This window comes from Micromonospora sp. NPDC049523 (assembly GCF_040676775.1).
Lineage (GTDB): Bacteria > Actinomycetota > Actinomycetes > Mycobacteriales > Micromonosporaceae > Micromonospora_G.
The window spans coordinates 175,973-194,441 of the sequence record NZ_JBFAPP010000005.1; the positions used below are offsets into that span (position 1 = coordinate 175,973).

The 18,469-nt window shown below is 70.1% G+C and carries 15 protein-coding genes; 12 read left to right on the forward strand and 3 right to left on the reverse strand.

From position 1 onward, the window contains the following. On the reverse strand, nucleotides 1-2,064 hold the full coding sequence (locus tag AB0J90_RS09560) for a SpoIIE family protein phosphatase (RefSeq protein WP_363593953.1): 2,064 nt from the start codon (nucleotides 2,062-2,064) through the stop codon (nucleotides 1-3). Between the two features lie 165 nt (nucleotides 2,065-2,229). Here AB0J90_RS09560 and AB0J90_RS09565 point away from each other — a divergent pair, with 165 nt between their 5' ends. The 3 genes from AB0J90_RS09565 to AB0J90_RS09575 all read left to right on the forward strand — a co-directional run bounded on the left by AB0J90_RS09565 (nucleotide 2,230) and on the right by AB0J90_RS09575 (nucleotide 7,824). Then, the gene (locus tag AB0J90_RS09565; RefSeq protein ID WP_363593955.1) at nucleotides 2,230-6,591 is read left to right on the forward strand and encodes a HAMP domain-containing protein; all 4,362 of its coding nucleotides are present in this window, start codon (nucleotides 2,230-2,232) and stop codon (nucleotides 6,589-6,591) included. Between the two features lie 28 nt (nucleotides 6,592-6,619). Continuing rightward, complete coding sequence (locus AB0J90_RS09570) at nucleotides 6,620-7,174, forward strand: response regulator (protein ID WP_363593957.1); 555 nt, start codon at nucleotides 6,620-6,622, stop codon at nucleotides 7,172-7,174. Nucleotides 7,175-7,260: 86 nt separating this feature from the next. Continuing rightward, nucleotides 7,261-7,824, forward strand: coding sequence for a hypothetical protein (locus AB0J90_RS09575; protein WP_363593959.1), 564 nt, complete (start codon nucleotides 7,261-7,263; stop codon nucleotides 7,822-7,824). A 10-nt stretch (nucleotides 7,825-7,834) separates the two neighbouring features. Here AB0J90_RS09575 and AB0J90_RS09580 read toward each other — a convergent pair whose 3' ends face one another. Further along, on the reverse strand, nucleotides 7,835-8,170 hold the full coding sequence (locus tag AB0J90_RS09580; protein ID WP_363593961.1) for an STAS domain-containing protein: 336 nt from the start codon (nucleotides 8,168-8,170) through the stop codon (nucleotides 7,835-7,837). Between the two features lie 156 nt (nucleotides 8,171-8,326). Between AB0J90_RS09580 and hemL the strand changes: the two genes are divergently transcribed. The 9 genes from hemL to mqnP all read left to right on the forward strand — a co-directional run bounded on the left by hemL (nucleotide 8,327) and on the right by mqnP (nucleotide 17,450). Then, nucleotides 8,327-9,664: a glutamate-1-semialdehyde 2,1-aminomutase gene (gene hemL, locus AB0J90_RS09585; RefSeq protein WP_363593963.1), complete on the forward strand. Its 1,338-nt coding sequence runs from the start codon at nucleotides 8,327-8,329 to the stop codon at nucleotides 9,662-9,664. Between the two features lie 4 nt (nucleotides 9,665-9,668). Beyond that, entirely contained in the window at nucleotides 9,669-10,316 is a 648-nt protein-coding gene (locus AB0J90_RS09590; protein ID WP_363593965.1) for a histidine phosphatase family protein, read from the forward strand. Nucleotides 10,317-10,320: 4 nt separating this feature from the next. After that, the gene (locus AB0J90_RS09595; protein ID WP_363593967.1) at nucleotides 10,321-11,001 is read left to right on the forward strand and encodes a TlpA disulfide reductase family protein; all 681 of its coding nucleotides are present in this window, start codon (nucleotides 10,321-10,323) and stop codon (nucleotides 10,999-11,001) included. After that, a complete protein-coding gene (locus tag AB0J90_RS09600; RefSeq protein ID WP_363593969.1) occupies nucleotides 11,001-11,849 on the forward strand; it encodes a cytochrome c biogenesis protein CcdA in 849 nt (282 codons plus the stop codon). The genes AB0J90_RS09595 and AB0J90_RS09600 overlap by 1 nt, the downstream gene beginning before the upstream one ends. Then, nucleotides 11,849-13,501: a cytochrome c biogenesis protein ResB gene (locus tag AB0J90_RS09605; RefSeq protein WP_363593971.1), complete on the forward strand. Its 1,653-nt coding sequence runs from the start codon at nucleotides 11,849-11,851 to the stop codon at nucleotides 13,499-13,501. Before AB0J90_RS09600 ends, AB0J90_RS09605 begins: the two co-directional genes overlap by 1 nt. After that, nucleotides 13,502-14,497: a c-type cytochrome biogenesis protein CcsB gene (gene ccsB, locus AB0J90_RS09610; RefSeq protein WP_363593973.1), complete on the forward strand. Its 996-nt coding sequence runs from the start codon at nucleotides 13,502-13,504 to the stop codon at nucleotides 14,495-14,497. Nucleotides 14,498-14,616: 119 nt separating this feature from the next. After that, nucleotides 14,617-15,021, forward strand: coding sequence for a hypothetical protein (locus AB0J90_RS09615; RefSeq protein WP_363593975.1), 405 nt, complete (start codon nucleotides 14,617-14,619; stop codon nucleotides 15,019-15,021). Nucleotides 15,022-15,081: 60 nt separating this feature from the next. Then, complete coding sequence (locus AB0J90_RS09620) at nucleotides 15,082-16,545, forward strand: menaquinone biosynthesis decarboxylase (RefSeq protein WP_363593977.1); 1,464 nt, start codon at nucleotides 15,082-15,084, stop codon at nucleotides 16,543-16,545. Beyond that, entirely contained in the window at nucleotides 16,542-17,450 is a 909-nt protein-coding gene (mqnP, locus tag AB0J90_RS09625) for a menaquinone biosynthesis prenyltransferase MqnP (RefSeq protein WP_363593979.1), read from the forward strand. The genes AB0J90_RS09620 and mqnP overlap by 4 nt, the downstream gene beginning before the upstream one ends. Here mqnP and AB0J90_RS09630 read toward each other — a convergent pair. Continuing rightward, a complete protein-coding gene (locus tag AB0J90_RS09630; RefSeq protein ID WP_363593981.1) occupies nucleotides 17,434-18,453 on the reverse strand; it encodes a terpene synthase in 1,020 nt (339 codons plus the stop codon). The genes mqnP and AB0J90_RS09630 overlap by 17 nt on opposite strands. Nucleotides 18,454-18,469: the final 16 nt, after the last annotated feature.

Here is an 18,469-nt window from a genome sequence, read left to right on the forward strand (position 1 = left end):
TCAAACCGGGAGGGCGTCGTTGCGCAGTACGAGGATGGCGATGTCGTCGCGCGGGGTCTCGCCGGAGAACCCGATCGCGGTCGAGCGCAGCCGGGCGGCGACCACGTCCGCCGAGTAGCCGGCCAGTGGCCCGGCGGCGTCCCGGAGCCGGTCGAGCCCGAACAGCTCGCGGCCACGGCGCCGCTCGGTCACCCCGTCGGTGTAGAAGATCAGCGAGTCGCCCGGACCCATCGGCACGCTCGCCGACGGGGTGGCGATCGAGTCCAGCAGGCCGAGCGCGGTGCCGCCGGTGCCGACGAACGAGGCCCGGCCGTTTCCGCGTACGAGCACCGGGCGGTCGTGGCCGGCCAGGTGCAGTTCGACCGAGAGCTGCCCGTCCTGGCGTTGGCCGACCGCGGCGAGGGCGAGCGTGCAGTAGCGTCCGCCGCCGCGCTCGACCAGGGTCTCGTTGAGGCGGTCGAGTGCCTCGGGCAGCGGCTTGCCGTCACCGACCAGCACCCGGATCACGTCCCGGACCAGCCCGGTGACCGCCGCGGCCTGTACGCCCTTGCCGGAAACGTCCCCGACCACCACCAGCCACCGCCCGTCCGGCAGCGGTACGACGTCGTAGAAGTCGCCGCCCACGTCGGCGTCGTCACCGGTCGGCACGTACTCGGCGGCGAAGCCGATGCCGTCGACGACCGGCAGCACCGGTGGCAGCAGCGACTGTTGCAGGGTGTGCGCGATCCGCCGCCGTTCGGCGTGGATGCGCGCGTTCTCGATCGCCAGCGCGGCCCGCCGGGCCACGTCCTCCAGCACCGCGACCTCGTCCGGGTCGTGCCGGTGTCGCAGGTGGCGTCCGACGGCGAGGGTGCCGAGACGCTGACCCCGGGCGACCAGCGGGACCGCGAAGCCGTCCATCGGCCCGCCGATCGGCACCTGGGAACCACTGCGGGACGCCTCCCGCAGGCGGGCCTGCACCGAGTCCGGACCGTCCTCACTGAGGACCTTGTGCAGTTCCGGCAGGACCGCCTCGTCGGCGTGGCTGGCCGCGGCGAGCTTGAGCCGGCCCCACTCGTCGGCGGTGTGCACCGCGCACCACTGGCCGAGCCGGGGCACCACGAGCTGCGGAATCAGCGCCATGGTCAGGTCGACGTCGAGGGACTGGGCGAGCAGTTCGCTCGCCTCGGCGAGGAAGGTCAACCAGGTCTGCCGGCGTACGTCGGCCCGGCGGAGCCGGTCGTTCTCCAGGTGCAGGGAGAGCCGTTCGGCCATCAGCGCGGCGAGCGGCTGGACATATCCCGAGGGTGCGGCGTCGAGTTCCAGTTCCCCGGCGTACGGGCGGTGCACGGCGAGCGGTACGCGGAGCAGGTCGTCGCCGGGGCGGGGGTGCCGGCCGTAGCGGGCGAGCACCTGGGACCCGTTGCCGTCGCCCCGGTCGAGTCGGACGGTGCCGCCGGCCGCGCCGACCATCTCGCCGACCCGGGCGAGCAGGTTGGCGGCGAAGTCCGGCAGCGGGTCGTCGGTGTACGGGTCGGGCACGGTGTGCATCAGCGCGGTGAGCGCGCCCGCGCTCGGTGTCGGGCCGGTGGGCGTACCGCTGGCCGGCATCGAGCCGGTGCGGCCGGGGGCGGTGTCGGGGGCGCTCTTGCGGTCGAGCCGGAACCAGACGCCCTTGCCGGTGGGGAGGTGGGTGGTGCCCCAGCGGCTGGCGAAGTGGTCGACGAGCAGCAGTCCCCGTCCTCGTTCCGATACCTCAGAGATGTCCGTCAGGTCGTTCTTGGGGCGGGCGGTTACCTTTTCCAGCGGTCCGACGGCAAAGTCGGAGACAGTCACGGTAAGTCCGCTCTCATCCGCGACGACCTCTATGTCCAGTTCGGTGCCGGCGTGCTCCACCGCGTTCGTGGACAGCTCGGTGGTGAGCAGAAGTGCCTCGTTGAGCAGTTCGTCCAGGTGCGCCTCGGCGAGCACCGACCGCACGATCGCCCGCGCGGCGGCCGGCGTACGGCGGTCGGCTGGTAGCCGTACCCGCCGGACACGTTCGTCCGCACCGTCGCTGAACGGCCCCCCGATTTCCGCTGACACCGTTTCATCCTCCACCGCGCGGCTGTCGGTGCCAAGCCTGCCGGCACGCCGCCCCAGGTCAGCATGGACTGGTATCAGCGGGATCGGAGCACAATGATGGGGGTGCCGCCGCCGCTACCGGGGCCGGCCAGGCACGGTCCACCTCCCCCAGCTGAGCGAGGAAGAATGACCACGGCGAAACAATTGTCCGCCGCAGACCCGTCGACCACCGACGACGCGGTCCTGCTCGGCGAGCTCGCCGAGGCGCTGCGGCGGGTCCGTCGCGGCGATCTCAAGGTACGGCTGCCGCGCCGCGCGGGAGTCGGAGGCGAGGTCGCGGACGCCTTCAACGAGGTGGTTTCCCTGCAGGAGCGGCAGAACCTGGACCTGCGGCGGGTCAGCCGGATAGTCGGCCGGGACGGGCGGCTCACCGAGCGGCTCGACGAGGAGGGCTTCGACGGTGCCTGGGCTGACGGGCAGCGGGCGATCAACTCGCTGATCGACGACCTGACCAACCCGACGACCGAGATCGCCCGGGTCATCGTGGCGGTCGCCGACGGTGACCTCTCCCAGCACATGGCGCTGGAGATGGACGGCCGGCCGCTGCGCGGTGAGTTCCTCCGGATCGGCCGCACGGTCAACACGATGGTGGACCAGCTCTCGTCCTTCTCCAACGAGGTGACCCGGGTGGCCCGCGAGGTGGGCACCGAGGGTGAACTGGGCGGCCAGGCCGACGTACGCGGGGTCGCCGGCACCTGGAAGGACCTGACCGAGTCCGTCAACACGATGGCGTCGAACCTGACGTACCAGGTGCGATCGATCTCACAGGTGGCCACGGCGGTGGCCCGCGGCGACCTGTCGCAGAAGATCACCGTATCGGCCAAGGGTGAGGTGGCCGAGCTGGCGCACACCTTCAACTCGCTCACCGACACGCTGCGCCTCTTCGCCGAGCAGGTGACCCGGGTGGCCCGCGAGGTCGGTACGGAGGGCAAGCTCGGCGGCCAGGCCGAGGTGCCGAACGTCGCCGGGACCTGGAAGGACCTGACCGACAGCGTCAACTCGATGGCGTCGAACCTGACCTCCCAGGTGCGCAACATCGCCCAGGTGTCGACGGCGGTGGCCCGGGGTGACCTGAGCCAGAAGATCACCGTCGCGGCGCAGGGCGAGATCCTCGAACTCAAGGACACCGTCAACACGATGGTGGACCAGTTGTCGTCGTTCGCCGACGAGGTGACCCGGGTGGCCCGCGAGGTGGGCATCGAGGGCAAGCTCGGCGGCCAGGCCCAGGTACGCGGTGTCTCCGGCACCTGGCGGGACCTGACCGAGAACGTGAACCAGCTCGCCGGGAACCTAACCTCCCAGGTCCGGAACATCTCCCAGGTCTCCACCGCGGTCGCGAAGGGCGACCTGTCGCAGAAGATCACCGTCGACGCCCGGGGCGAGATCCTGGAGTTGAAGTCGACGGTGAACACGATGGTGGACCAGTTGTCGTCGTTCGCCGACGAGGTCACCCGTGTTGCCCGCGAGGTCGGTACGGAAGGCAAGCTCGGCGGTCAGGCCCAGGTGAAGGGTGTATCCGGCACCTGGCGGGACCTGACCGACAACGTGAACTCGATGGCGTCGAACCTGACCTCGCAGGTACGGAACATCGCCTCGGTCACCACGGCGGTGGCCCGGGGCGACCTCGGCCAGAAGATCACCGTCGACGCTCGGGGCGAGATCCTGGAGTTGAAGTCCACGGTGAACACGATGGTGGACCAGTTGTCGTCGTTCGCCGACGAGGTGACCCGGGTGGCCCGCGAGGTGGGCACCGAGGGCAAGCTCGGCGGCCAGGCCCAGGTACGCGGCGTCGCCGGCACCTGGCGCGACCTGACCGACAACGTGAACTCGATGGCCTCGAACCTGACCTCCCAGGTGCGCAACATCGCCCAGGTTTCCACGGCGGTGGCGCGCGGTGACCTGTCGCAGAAGATCACGGTGGACGCCCAGGGCGAGATCCTGGAACTCAAGTCCACGGTGAACACGATGGTGGACCAGTTGTCGTCGTTCGCCGACGAGGTCACGCGGGTGGCCCGCGAGGTCGGCACCGAGGGCAAGCTCGGTGGTCAGGCCGAGGTGAAGGGTGTCTCCGGTACCTGGCGGGACCTGACCGACAACGTGAACTCGATGGCGTCGAACCTGACCTCACAGGTGCGCAACATCGCCTCGGTGACCACGGCCGTGGCGCGCGGTGACCTGCGTCAGAAGATCACCGTGGACGCGCAGGGCGAGATCCTGGAGCTGAAGAACACCATCAACATCATGGTGGACCAGTTGTCCTCGTTCGCCGACGAGGTGACCCGGGTCGGCCGCGAGGTGGGTATCGAGGGCAAGCTCGGCGGTCAGGCGCAGGTGAAGGGGGTTTCCGGCACCTGGCGGGACCTGACCGAGAACGTGAACCAGCTCGCCTCCACCCTCACCACCCAGCTTCGCGCGATCGCCCAGGTGTCGACCTCGGTGACCCGGGGCGACCTGACCCAGCGGATCACGGTCGAGGCGCAGGGCGAGGTCGCCGAGCTGAAGGACAACATCAACCAGATGATCGTCACGCTCCGGGAGACGACCAAGAAGAACGCCGAGCAGGGTTGGCTCGACTCCAACCTGGCCCGGATCGGTGGTCTGCTCCAGGGACAGCGCGACCTCGGCGAGGTCTGCCGGATGATCATGACCGAGGTGACCCCGCTGGTCGACGCGCAGCTCGGCGCGTTCTTCCTGGCCGACACCGAAGAGGCGTCGATGCGGCTGCGGCTGACCGCGTCGTACGGCTACGTCGCCCGGCACCACAATGTCACCTTCGGACCCGGTGAGGGACTGGTCGGCCAGGCCGCGCTCTCCCGGCGCACGATCAGGGTGAACGTCCCCGACGGCAAGCTCACCGTACGGTCCGGGCTGGCGGCGACACCCCCGGCCGACCTGGTGGTGCTGCCGGTGCTGTTCGAGGGCGAGATGCTCGGCGTGATCGAGTTCGCCAGCGTCGCCGCCTTCTCCGAACTGCACCTCACCTTCCTGGAACGGCTGGTGCTGACGATCGGCATCGCGGTCAACACCATCCAGGCCAACCGGCGTACGGAGGAACTGCTGGCGCAGTCCCAGCGGCTCGCCCACGAGTTGCAGGAACAGTCGGCCGAACTCCAGCGCACCAACGCCGAGTTGGAGGACAAGGCGCAGCTCCTCTCCGAGCAGAAGGGCAACATCGAGACCAAGAACCGGGAGATCGAGATGGCCCGGATCGGTCTGGAGGAGAAGGCGCAGCAGCTCAGCCGGGCATCGGCGTACAAGTCGGAGTTCCTGGCGAACATGAGCCACGAGCTGCGTACGCCGCTCAACTCGCTGCTGCTGCTGGCCCGGCTGCTCGCGGACAACTCGGAGCAGAACCTGACCGAGAAGCAGACCGAGTTCGCCCGGACCATCCACAGCGCCGGTTCCGACCTGCTGCGGCTGATCGACGACATCCTCGACCTGTCCAAGATCGAGGCCGGTCGGATGGACGTCGAGCCGACCGAGGTACGGTTCGCCGAGGTCCGGGGCTACGTCGAGCAGGCGTTCGCCCCGCAGGCCGAGGAGAAGAGCCTGGACTTCCAGGTTCGGGTCTCCCGTGACCTGCCCGAGGCGGTGATCACCGACGCCCAGCGGCTCCAGCAGATCCTGCGCAACCTGCTGTCCAACGCGGTCAAGTTCACCGACAACGGAGCGGTGACGCTGCGGATCGCGCCCGCGCCGGAGGGCATGTACTTCGACGTACCGGCGCTGGCCACGGCACGGCAGGTGGTCGCCTTCACGGTCATCGACACCGGCATCGGCATCTCCGACGACAAGCTGTCGCTGATCTTCGAGGCGTTCCAGCAGGCGGACGGCACCACCAGCCGGCGTTACGGCGGCACCGGGTTGGGGCTGTCGATCAGCCGCGACCTGGCCCGGCTGATCGGTGGCACGATCACGGTGGCCTCGGCGCCCGGTCAGGGTTCGACCTTCACCCTCTTCGTACCGGACGTGCTGGCGCCGGACGCGGTGGTCGCGCCGATGCCGATGCCGACCATGCCGGTCCGCAACGAGATGCCGCCGCTGCTTCGGTCGACGGAGTTGGAGCGGGTGAGCGCACCGGTCACCCGGCAGCTCGACGGCGCCACCGTACTGATCATCGACGACGACGTACGCAACGTCTTCGCCTTGACCAGCGCGTTGGAGCTGCACGGCATGACCGTGCTCTACTCGGACAACGGGGTGGACGGCGTACGGCTGCTCGCCGAGCATCCGGAGGTCGACATCGTGCTGATGGACGCGATGATGCCCGACCAGGACGGTTACGAGACCACCCGGGCGATTCGGCGCAACCACCGGTTCGCCGACCTGCCGGTGGTCTTCCTGACCGCGAAGGCGATGCCCGGCGACCGGGAGTCGGCGCTCGGGGCCGGGGCCAGCGACTACATCACCAAGCCGGTCGACCTGGACGAGCTGATCGAGCTGATGGCTTCCTGGGTCAACGGCAGCGGACGGGAGATGACCGAGTGAGCGAGTACGGCGGCAACGTGGTGGTCCGATGAGCGAGGTGGCGAAGGCGCTCCTGGTCGACGACCGGCGGGAGAACCTGCTGGCCCTGGAGGCGATCCTGCAGGGCCTGCCGGTGCACTCGGTCGCGGTGGAGAGCGGTGAGGCGGCGCTCAAGCAGCTGCTGGTGGACGACTTCGCGGTGATCCTGCTGGACGCCCAGATGCCGGACATGGACGGGTTCGAGACCGCGAGCCACATCAAGCGGCGGGAGCGGACCCGACACGTACCGATCATCTTCCTGACCGCCGCGGACCGGGACGCCCAGCTCGCGCTCCGCGGTTACGCGGTCGGCGCGGTCGACTACCTGACCAAGCCGTTCGACCCGTGGGTGCTGCGGGCCAAGGTGTCGGTCTTCGTGGACCTGTGGACCAAGAACCGGCAGCTCGTCGCCCAGGCCGAGGTGGTACGCGAGCGCAACGCCCAGTGGCGCAACCTCACCGACGCGGTCGACGAGGCCACCCGCCTCCTCCGGTCCGACGACCCGACCGCCCAGGCTCGCGCCACCGAGATCCTCGAACAGGCCCGCTGGGGCACCACCTCCTGACCCCCGTACGGCCCGAGGGTGGCTGTGGCGGATTCGTACCCCTCCAGGGGTGGTAATTCGCCGCAGCTCGGCCTAGGTCCGGTTGAATGGGTGTTGTGGACGTCACCAGGGACGGGCAGAGCTGGCGGATCGGTACGGCCGACGAGGTGGCCTGGCTCGCCGGGCAGACCACGCAGGGGCTCTCGATCACCACGGCGATCCCGCCGGTGTTCGACGCGTACGCCACCTTCTATCCACCCGACGGCGTCGGCTACCCGGCCCACGAACGCGCCGTGGTCGACGTGCTCGTCAAGCACACCCCCGAGCAACCCTGGTGGCTGGGCTACCTCGAAACCGGCGCCCACGACATCGTCTTCCCTCGCGCCCCGAGGGTGTCGCTGTACTGGAACTGGCCGTACGTGCTGGTGGAGGCCGGGCCCGAACAGGCCCTGAACTGGCGGACCGGTCACATGCGCGGGGACGGGCCGCTGCCCGATCTGCTCTTCCCCGCGGACCGGTCCTGGCTCGTCTCCGCGCTCTGGGACGACACCTGGACCGACATCGGCGGCACCGCCGACCTGATCACCGCCCTGCGCCACAACCCGCTGGTCAACGCCCGCCCGGTCGGACCCGACGAAGACGCGCTCCCGCCGGGACTGACGCGCGAGTGACCGGTCCCGTCTAGCTGTTGGCGGGTTCGTTGCGGATCATCAGGGCCGACCGCAGGCCGGTGATGTCCAGGACGCGGAGCAGGAAGTCGCCGACGTTGGTCAGGACCAGCAGGGTCTGGGCGTGACTGGCCTTACGGCTCAGCACGACCAGGGTGCCGAGCCCCTGTGAGTCACAGAACGTGACTCCGGCCAGATCAAGGACCAACCGGGGCGGCGCGTCGGAAAGTGCCTCGTTCACGACGGCCGACAGCCGGCTGGCGGTGAGCATGTCAATTTCGCCGGCGAGGCTGAGAATCACCTCGTCGGCGGTCCGCTGGACCGCGATGGTCAGCTCGGCTCGCTCCACCGGATCAGCGTATCGCGATCTAGGTGACTCGGCCGGGTGAGGCGTACAGCCACGCTGTCGGGGCCCGCTCCGGACAGGCGAGCGGGACGTGAGCGGGGTTACCCCAGCAGGGGTGGTTACCCTGCTGTGCGGCAGCGCTGACAGAATGGCGGCACCGTGACCGATACGTACTCTGCCGGCACCGGCCCGTACCCGGCCGACGCCCCGGCTTCCGAGGCCCTGTTCAACCGCGCCCGCGCCATCGTGCCGGGCGGGGTCAACTCTCCCGTACGCGCGTTCCAGGCGGTCGGGGGCACCCCGCGCTTCATGGTCCGTGGCTCCGGCCCGTGGCTGTTCGACGCCGACGGTCGGCGTTACGTCGACCTGGTCTGCTCCTGGGGACCGTTGATCGCCGGGCACGCCCATCCCGAGGTGGTCGCCGCCGTCCAGGCCGCCGCCGCGCTCGGCACCAGCTTCGGTACGCCCACACCGGGCGAGGTCGAGCTGGCCGCCGAGATCGTCGCGCGTACGCCGGTGGAGCAGGTTCGCCTGGTCAACTCGGGTACCGAGGCGACCATGACGGCGATCCGGCTGGCCCGTGGTTTCACCGGCCGCTCGAAGATCGTCAAGTTCGCCGGTTGCTACCACGGGCACGTGGACGCGCTGCTCGCCGCGGCCGGCTCCGGCGTGGCCACCCTCGGCCTGCCCGACTCGCCCGGCGTCACCGGCGCCGCGGCCAGCGAGACCATCGTGCTGCCGTACAACGACGTGGCCGCGGTCGAGGCGGTGTTCGCCGACGAGGGCCAGCACATCGCCGCGATCATCACCGAGGCGGCGCCGGGCAACATGGGCGTGGTGGCGCCCCGTGAGGGTTTCAACGCCGCTCTGGCCAGCATCGCCCACGCGTACGGCGCGCTGCTCGTGGTGGACGAGGTGATGACCGGGTTCCGGGTGTCGGCGGGTGGCTGGGCCGGGCTCGAACCGGTCGACGCGGACCTGTTCACGTACGGCAAGGTCATGGGTGGCGGACTGCCGGCGGCGGCCTTCGGCGGCCGGGCCGAGATCATGTCGCGCCTCGCCCCGGCCGGGCCGGTCTACCAGGCCGGCACCCTCTCCGGTAACCCGCTCGCCTGCGCCGCCGGGCTGGCCACCCTCCGGCTCGCCGACGAGGCGCTCTACCAGCGGCTGGACACCAACGCCGCCGCCGTGGGCAAGCTGGCGAGCGACGCGCTGGCCGCCGCCGGGGTGCCGCACAACCTGTCGTACGCGGGCAGCATGTTCTCGATCTTCTTCACCGCTGACGACGTGGTCGACTACGAGTCCGCTCGTACCCAGGACGTGTCCGCGTTCCGGGCGTTCTTCCACGCGATGCTGGCCAACGGCGTCTACCTGCCGCCGAGCGCCTTCGAGTCGTGGTTCGTGTCGGCGGCGTTGGACGACGCCGCGTTGGAGCAGTACGCGGCAGCCCTGCCCGTGGCAGCGGCTGCGGCAGCGGCGGCCAGTCTCGGGGGGTAGGCAAGTGAGCAAGACGGTCGTCCACGTGCTGCGGCACGGGGAGGTATACAACCCGGACAAGATCCTCTACGGTCGGCTGCCCGGTTTCCGCCTGTCCGAGCTGGGCGTCCAGATGGCGAAGGCGGCGGCCCAGTCGCTCGCCGACCGTGACCTGGCGTACGTGGTGGCGAGCCCGCTGGAACGTGCCCAGCAGACCGCGGAACCGTTCGCCGCCCAGTTCGGCCTGCCGGTAGCGGTCGACGACCGGCTGATCGAGAGCGCCAACTGGTTCGAGGGCAAGCGGGTGTCGCCCGGCGACGGCTCGTTCAGCGACCCGCGCAACTGGTGGGTGCTGCGGGACCCGGTGACCCCGTCCTGGGGCGAGGCGTACCGGGTGATCGCCGAGCGGATGTTCGCCGCCGTACACGCCGCCCGGGTGGCCGCCGAGGGACGCGAGGCGGTCTGCGTCTCGCACCAGCTCCCGATCTGGACCCTGCGCCGGTACGTCGAACGCAAGCGCCTCTGGCACGACCCGCGCAAGCGGCAGTGCGGACTGGCCAGCCTCACCTCGTTCCACTTCGACGGCGCCAAGGTCGTCGGCATCGGTTACTCCGAGCCGGCCGCGCACCTGGTCGCCATGTCGCCAACCGCGCGGACGGCCAAGGGGGCTTGACGACATGAGGTTCCCGCCGCGGGTCTGGCTCGGCGCGATGCTCTCCGCCGTCACGGTGGTGGCGCTCGCTGGCTGCTCCGGCGGCGAGAACTGGGAGTCGAAGTGCTCGACCAACGCGGACAAGGCGATCGAGTGCAGCCCGGAGAATCGGGCGCCCGCGCCGAAGGTCAGCGGTGAACTGCTCGACGGCGGCCAGTACGACCTGACCCAGGACCGGGGCCAGGTCGTCGTGGTCAACTTCTGGGGCTCGTGGTGCGCGCCCTGCCGGGCCGAGGCGGACGATCTCGAAGGCACCTACCAGGCGACCGCCGGGCAGGGGGTCCGGTTCCTCGGCGTGAACGTCCAGGACGGCCGGGACAAGGCCAAGGCGTTCGAGCAGAGCCTCGGGGTGACGTACGCCAGCCTGTTCGACCCCGGCAACCGGGTGTCGCTCAACTTCGAGATCCCGCCGAACAGCACCCCGGCGACGATCGTGCTCGACCGGGAGGGCCGGATCGCGGCCGTCTTCCGCAAGCCGGTCGTGCGCTCGATGCTGGAACCGGTGGTGGCCCGGATCGCCGCCGAGGCACCGCCGAGCGGCGGCGCACCGTCGCCCGCGACCAGCGCCGGTTCCGGTTCACCGTCGCCCGCGCCCGGTTCCGGCTCGCCGTTCCCGCCGGGCTCGCCGTCCCCGGTGGCCCGCTGATGGGCGACACCTTCGCCCGGCTCGCCGAAGACGGGCCGCTGCTGCTGGCGTTCGCCGCCGCCGCCCTCGCCGGCCTGGTCAGTTTCCTGTCGCCGTGCATCCTGCCGCTGGTCCCCGGCTACCTGTCGTACGTCACCGGCCTGGCCGGTGCCGACCTCGGCGCCACCAGTGGCAGGCAGGCCTCCGCGCCGTCGGATACCGCCGCACAGGCAAGCCCGTCCAGCGAGGGCGCGGTGGCCGTGGCGGTGGCGAGCCGGGAGGCTCGCGCGGTCAAGGGTCGGGTGCTCGCCGGCACCATGCTGTTCATCGCCGGCTTCACCGTCGTGTACGTGCTCAGCGCGATCCTCGTCGCCAGCGTTGGCCGGGTCCTCCTCGCCCAGCGCCGACCGCTGGAGATCGGCGTCGGGCTGCTGATCATCCTGCTCGGGCTCGCCTACCTGGGATTGGTCCCCGGCCTGCAGCGGGAGTTCCGGTTCCAGCGGCTGCCGGCGGCCGGCCTGATCGGTGCCCCGGTCTTCGGCGCCGTGTTCGCCCTGTCCTGGCTGCCCTGCTCCGGGCCGACGCTCGGTGCGGTGCTCGGCATGGCGACGGTCAGCGGGCAGACCGACCGGGCCGCGCTGCTGGCGGTGGCGTACTGCCTCGGGCTCGGGCTGCCGTTCGTGATCTTCGGGCTGGCCTTCCGGCGACTGCTCGGCGTGTTCAAGGCGGTCCGGCGCAACAGCGCCTGGGTCACCCGGATCGGCGGGGCGCTGCTGATCCTGGTCGGACTGGCCCTGGTCACCGGCGGCTGGCTCCACTTCGTGATCTGGTTGCAGACGACGTTCGGCGTGGGTGAGGTCAGCATCTGATGTCCAGCGTCGAACAGCGGACCGACCCCGGTACGCGCGCCACCAGCGACGGGCCGCCGCGCGTACGCCGGCCGAACCGGCTGTTGGCGCTGCTGCGCAACTCCTGGCGGCAGCTCACCAGCATGCGTACGGCGCTGATCCTGCTCTTCCTGCTCGCCGTCGCGGCCATTCCGGGCTCGGTGCTGCCGCAGCGCAACATCAGCCCGGAGAAGGTCAACGCCTACTTCGACCAGCATCCCGACCTCGCCCCGGTACTCGACCGGATCGGCGGCTTCGACGTCTTCGCCTCGATCTGGTTCTCCGCGATCTACCTGCTGCTGTTCACCTCGCTGGTGGGCTGCATCGCGCCGCGGATGCGCGACCACTTCCGTACGCTGCGCTCCGTACCGCCGGTTGGCCCGAAGCGGTTGGACCGGCTGCCGCAGCACGCGGTCCTGGCCGACCCGGAGGTGGCCGGTGCGCGGGGCGACGCGGACGCGGAACTGTCGGCGATCGCGGCGCTGCTGCGCAAGCGGCGCTGGCGGGTGGTGGTCCGGGGCAACACCGTCGCGGCCGAGAAGGGCTACCTCAAGGAGAGCGGCAACCTGCTCTTCCACATCTCGCTGCTGGCCATGCTCGTCGGGGTCGCGCTCGGTTCCTGGTACGGATGGCACGGCAACCGGCTGCTCGTCGCCGGCAAGGACTCCTCCTTCTGCAGCACACTCGACCAGTTCAGCGAGTCCGGTCTCGGGCCCCGGGTGCAGGCCACCGACCTGCCCCGGTTCTGCCTGGAGCTGACCAACTTCAAGGCCCAATTCCTGCCGTCGGGGCAGCCGGAGTCGTTCAGCGCCTCGGTGCTGGTGGACCAGGACGGCGGTGCGCAGCGGGCGGCGGACTTCTCGGTCAACTCGCCGCTGCGGCTGGACGGGGCGAACGTCTACCTGCTCGGCCACGGTTACGCCCCGGTGATCCGCTACACCGACCGCAACGGCAAATCGCAGACCCAGGCGTTCCCGTTCCTGAGCAACGACGGCAACCTCACCAGCGAGGGCGTGGCCACGTTCCCGGACGTCAACCTCGACCCGTCGACCGGGCAGCGCGACCCGAAGGCGCAGGTCGCCTTCGAGGGCATCTACCTGCCGACCGCGCCCGACGAGGCACCCTTCGTACGCTCCCAGTTCCCCGCGGAGCGGAACCCGGCGCTGATGTTGATCCCGTACCGGGGCAACCTGGGGATGGACGCCGGGATGCCGTCCTCGGTCTACAGCCTCAACCAGGAGCAGGTACGCGAGGGCAAGCTGACCCAGGTGGGGGAGGCGAAGCTGCTCCGCCCGAACGACCGGTGGACGCTCGACGACGGTACGACGGTCGAGTTCCTGGGCACCCAGCAGTACATCACCCTGACCGTCCGGTACGCCCCGGCCTCGACGTTGATGCTGGTCAGCTCGGTGCTGCTGCTGATCGGCCTGATGTTCTCGCTGTTCGGGCGACGCCGTCGGGTCTGGTTCCGGGTCACTCCGGCCGCCCCGGAGGATGGGTCCACGACGGGCGGTAGTAGCTTGATCGAGGCCGGTGGCTTGCCGCGCACCGACTATGCCGGATTCGCCGACGAGTTCAACCAGCTCGTCGCCGCGGTGGAACGCGGTGCCGGGGGCCGAGAAGGGACCGAGTAAATGGCCGCACTCTCCGACCAGCTCCTGGTGTTCACGATCCTGGGATACCTGATCGCGATGATCAGCCACGCCGCGTCGTACGCCTTCAGTGGCAAGGGGGCGGTCGCCGCGATCTCCCGCCCGGCCCGGCAACTCGTCACGGTCGGCGCCGGGGAGTCCGGTTCGGACGCTCCCGCTGCCGTCCCGCCGAGCGGCAGCGTCCCGCCGACCGGCGACGTTCCGGCGCGCTCGACCGGGCGGGCCGCGATCGCCGCCCGGATCGCCATGGTGGCCACCGTGCTCGCCACCGCACTGCACCTCGGCGCACTGGTCACCCGCGGTGTCGCGGCCGACCGGCTGCCCTGGGGCAACATGTACGAGTTCGTGCTGACGGTCACCTTCGTCGGTGCCGCCGGCTGGCTCTACCTGCTCTTCCGCTGGCCGTCCGTACGCCAGTTGGGGCTGGTCCTGACGCTGGTGATGGTGCTGCTGCTCGGCATCGCCGGGCTGGTGCTCTACACCCCGGTCGTGCCGCTGGTGCCGGCGCTGAACTCGTACTGGTTCGAGATCCACGTGACGACGATCGTGTTCTCGTCCGGCATCCTGCTGCTCGCGTTCGTACCCGCCGCGATGTACCTGATGCGGGCCGGGTACGAGTCCGGCAAGCGCAGCTTCCCGTACGTCCTGGCGCGCCGGTCGCCGAGCGCCGTCACGTTGGAGCGGCTGACCTTCGGCCTGAACGCGTTCGCCTTCCCGATCTTCACCTTCGCGGTGATCGCCGGGGCGGTCTGGGCCGAGGCGGCCTGGGGCCGGGCGTGGGGCTGGGACCCGAAGGAGACCTGGGCGTTCATCTCCTGGGTCGTCTACGCCGGTTACCTGCACGCCCGTGCCACCCCGAGCGTCAAGCGCAACGTGGTCGCCTGGATCTCGATCCTCGGCTTCCTGACCATGCTGATGAACCTGTTCGGGGTGAACTTCTTCTTCACCGGCCTGCACTCGTACGCGGGAGTGAACTGACAGCGGTTGCCCAGTGCTGCCCGGGTTCGACGGACGGAATCTAGCTGTTGACAAGATGCTTGGTGGGCGCCAATCTTGACACTGACAAGCTGTGTCGGAGTCGTCCGCCGGGAGCTGCCGTGACACCGGAAACCCGTACCACCGCCGCGATCCTGATCATCACGGTCGGCACCATCGCCTTCGGCGGGCTGTCGCTGCTGATGCAACTCGTTCGCCGGATCCCCGGCTACCTGGACAACCCCGTCCGGCGGGCGCTCTGGACCGCCGGACACGCCCACGCGGGCGTACTGGTGCTGTTCGCCCTGGTCGCCCTGCTCTACCTTGACCAGTCCGACTACGGCGACGGGATGAGGACCCTGGTACGGGTCCTGTTCGTGGCCGCGCCGATCCTGATGCCGCTCGGCTTCTTCCTCTCCGTCGTCCGCCCGTCGGACACCAAACCGAACAAGCTGATCTACCTCGTCATGCTCGGCGGGGCCAGCCTGACCGCCGGCACGGTCCTGCTCGGCATCGGCCTGCTCTGACACCACCCGTACGGCACCCCGGCTGAGTCGACCGGCCGGGCGGTGCGGGAGACTGGCAGCATGGTGGCTCGTGGCTTCCCGTACGCCGATCTCAAGGACTTCCTCGCCGCGCTCGAAGGCGCGGGCGAGCTGCGCCGGGTGACCGTGCCGGTCGACCCCACGCTCGAGATCAGCGAGGTGGTGACCCGGACCGTCCGGGCGAACGGGCCGGCGCTGCTGTTCGAACGCCCGACTCGGGGCGAGATGCCGGTCGCGATCAACCTGTTCGGCACCGAAAGCCGGATGGCGATGGCGCTCGGCGTGGACCGCCTCGACGAGGTCGGCGAGCGGATCGGCGCCATGATCAAGCCGGAACTGCCGGTCGGCTGGTCGGGCATCCGGGACGGCCTGGGCAAGGTGCTGCAACTCAAGTCGTTGCCGCCGAAGAAGGTCAAGACCGCGCCCTGCCAGCAGATCGTCTACCGGGGCGCGGACGTCGACCTGAACCGGCTGCCGGGGCTGCAGGTCTGGCCCGGCGACGGCGGAATCTTCCACAACTTCGGGCTGACCCACACCAAGCACCCGGAGACCGGCAAGCGCAACCTCGGCCTCTACCGGCTCCAGCAGCACTCGCACAACACGATCGGCATGCACTGGCAGATCCACAAGGACTCCACCGCGCACCACGCGGTCGCCGAACGCCGCGGCGAGCGGCTGCCGGTGGCGATCGCGATCGGCCCCGACCCGGTGGTCAGCTACTCCGCCTCCGCCCCGCTCCCCGGCGACATCGACGAATACCTGTTCGCCGGCTTCCTGCGCGGTGAACGGGTCGAGATGGTCGACTGCCTGACCGTGCCGCTGCAGGTGCCGGCGAACGCGCAGATCGTGCTGGAGGGCTACATCGAGCCCGGCGAGCGGCTGCCGGAGGGGCCCTTCGGTGACCACACCGGCTTCTACACCCCGGTCGAGCCGTTCCCGGTGATGCACATCGAGGCGATTACCACCCAGCGCGACCCGATCTACCACTCGATCGTCACGTCCCAGCCGCCGCAGGAGGACCACGGCCTGGGCAAGGCCACCGAGCGGATCTTCCTGCCCCTGCTCAAGATGCTGATCCCGGACATCGTCGACTACGACCTGCCGTCCGCCGGGGTGTTCCACAACTGCGTGATCGTCTCGATCCGCAAGCGTTACCCCAAGCACGCCCAGAAGGTGATGAGCGCGATCTGGGGCGCCCACCTGCTCTCGCTGGCCAAGCTGATCGTGGTGGTGGACGAGGACTGCGACGTGCACGACTACTCCGAGGTCGCGTTCCGTGCCTTCGGCAACGTCGACTACTCGCACGACCTGCTGATCACCCAAGGGCCGGTGGACCACCTCGACCACGCGTCGTACCAGCAGTTCTGGGGCGGCAAGGCCGGTGTCGACGCCACCCGCAAACTGCCCACCGAGGGCTACACCCGTGGTTGGCCGGAAGAGATGACCATGTCGCCGGAGATCCGTGCCCTGGTCGACAAGCGCTGGAAGGAGTACGGAATCCAGTGACCACCCTCACTGCCGCCGAACGTACCGGCCGGGTGAAGTCGTTCCTGAAGCTCGTCGCGATCGAGCACTCGGTCTTCGCCCTGCCGTTCGCGTACCTCTCCGCGCTGGCCGCGATGTTCGTCGACGGCGGGCACGTGCGCTGGGTCGACCTGCTGCTGATCACCATCGCCATGGTCGGCGCCCGTACCTTCGCCATGGCGGCGAACCGGATCATCGACCGGCGGATCGACGCGCGTAACCCCCGTACGGCCGGTCGGGAACTGGTCACCGGGGCGGTGAGCGTCCGCACGGCCTGGACCGGCGCGATCGTCGCCGTGGTCGTCTTCCTCGGCGCCGCCGCCGCGCTCAACCCGCTCTGCTTCGCGCTCGCGCCACTCGCCGTGGTGCCGCTGGTGCTCTACCCCTACGGCAAGCGGTTCACCGACTGGCCGCACGCCATCCTCGCGCTCGCCCAGGCGGTCGGCCCGGTCGGTGCCTGGCTCGCGGTCAGCGGCACCTTCGACGGCTCCGGCCCGGCCTGGCTGCTCGGCGCCGCGGTGGGACTCTGGATCGGCGGCTTCGACCTGATCTACGCCTGCCAGGACGCCGAGATCGACCGCGAGATCGGGGTACGCAGCGTGCCGGCCCGGTACGGCAAGCGGTTCGCCCTGCACCTGTCGACGGCGACGCACGTGGCAACGTTCGCACTGTTCGGCTGGTTCGGCGCGCTGATCGGCCTCGGCTGGCTGTTCTGGATCGGCCTACTGCTGACCGCGGTCGCGTTCACGTACCAGCACGTGGTGGTCAGCCCGACCGACCTGTCCAAGGTCAACCGGGCGTTCTTCACCGCCAACGGCTTCGTCGCCATCGCACTGTTCTTCTTCGCCCTGCTCGACCTGGTGTTCCGGCTCAACCTGCGCCCCTGACCCCGTCCGCCGGTGCGACCAGCGCCGGCACCGAGATGTTCGGTCCGCCGCTGTGCCGGTAGCGGACGCTCTCCAGCGACCAGTCGATGGTGCCGCGCACCGAACGGGTCACCCCGTCGAGGTGGTCGTGCAGCGGTTCGTCCAGCACCGGGCCGAACGACGGCATCGCCGCCCGCAGCGCCACGAACCGGTCCATGGTCTGCTGCCAGCGCCGGACCACCACCTCCACCGCCGTCCGGACCGGCAGCCCGTCCGCGCGGGCCACGGCGAGCACCAGGTTGTGCCCGCCCGAGGTGGCCGTGTCCCGGTTCAGCGAGAGCAGGTCGTTGAACCAGGAGAGCAGGTCGTTCCCGGTGGTCGCGAACTCGCGTACGGCCGGATGGTGGTAGACCGCGTCCGGCAGCGCCCGGCCGGTGGCGAACTCGATCAGCGTGTACGACACGTACGCGGCAGAGGTGGCCCGGCGCAGTTCGACGTACTCGGGCACGCTCGGGTGCCGGCCGGCGGCCTTGTTGCCCGCCTCCACCAGCGTTCCGTCGAGGTGGTGGGCGACGGCGTCCACGAACCGGTCCCGGGCCACGGGGGAGAGCCGCCGGCCGGGGACCCGCCAGGCGTCCACCAGCATCCGGCGCAGCGGCCCGGTGAAGCCCCGATGGCGGCTGCGCGGGCCGACCCGGAGCAGCCGCAGGATCCCGTCACGCAGGCCGCGGACGAAGACCGGATCCGGTCCGGCGGTCCCGTCACAGGCGTCGTCGAGCAGGAAGAACCAGGTGAAGAGCGCGGTGAGCGTACGCAGCTCCTCGGCGGACGTGTCCGGGTAGAGGCGGCCGGCGTACCGGGCGAAGCCGTGCCGGTGCAACTGTCGGGCGCCGGTGTCGTCCAGGGGCAGGCCGGCGCCGCGCAGCCAACCGGGCAGCCACTCCTGGACCTCGTCGGCGTACGGCGAAATTTCGGATGGAATCGGACATTCGAGCTTGATTTCCCAGGGTTCCTCCCTGTCCATGCCGTCGCCTCCCCAG

Excerpts from the sequence above, each read along its gene's own strand:
- AB0J90_RS09605 (WP_363593971.1), top strand. The coding sequence starts at position 11,849 with ATGTCCAGCGTCGAACAGCGGACCGACCCCGGTACGCGCGCCACCAGC.
- AB0J90_RS09565 (WP_363593955.1), top strand. The coding sequence starts at position 2,230 with ATGACCACGGCGAAACAATTGTCCGCCGCAGACCCGTCGACCACCGAC.
- AB0J90_RS09570 (WP_363593957.1), top strand. The coding sequence starts at position 6,620 with ATGAGCGAGGTGGCGAAGGCGCTCCTGGTCGACGACCGGCGGGAGAAC.
- AB0J90_RS09630 (WP_363593981.1), bottom strand. The coding sequence starts at position 18,453 with ATGGACAGGGAGGAACCCTGGGAAATCAAGCTCGAATGTCCGATTCCA.
- AB0J90_RS09575 (WP_363593959.1), top strand. The coding sequence starts at position 7,261 with ATGGGTGTTGTGGACGTCACCAGGGACGGGCAGAGCTGGCGGATCGGT.
- ccsB (WP_363593973.1), top strand. The coding sequence starts at position 13,502 with ATGGCCGCACTCTCCGACCAGCTCCTGGTGTTCACGATCCTGGGATAC.
- AB0J90_RS09595 (WP_363593967.1), top strand. The coding sequence starts at position 10,321 with ATGAGGTTCCCGCCGCGGGTCTGGCTCGGCGCGATGCTCTCCGCCGTC.
- AB0J90_RS09620 (WP_363593977.1), top strand. The coding sequence starts at position 15,082 with ATGGTGGCTCGTGGCTTCCCGTACGCCGATCTCAAGGACTTCCTCGCC.
- AB0J90_RS09600 (WP_363593969.1), top strand. The coding sequence starts at position 11,001 with ATGGGCGACACCTTCGCCCGGCTCGCCGAAGACGGGCCGCTGCTGCTG.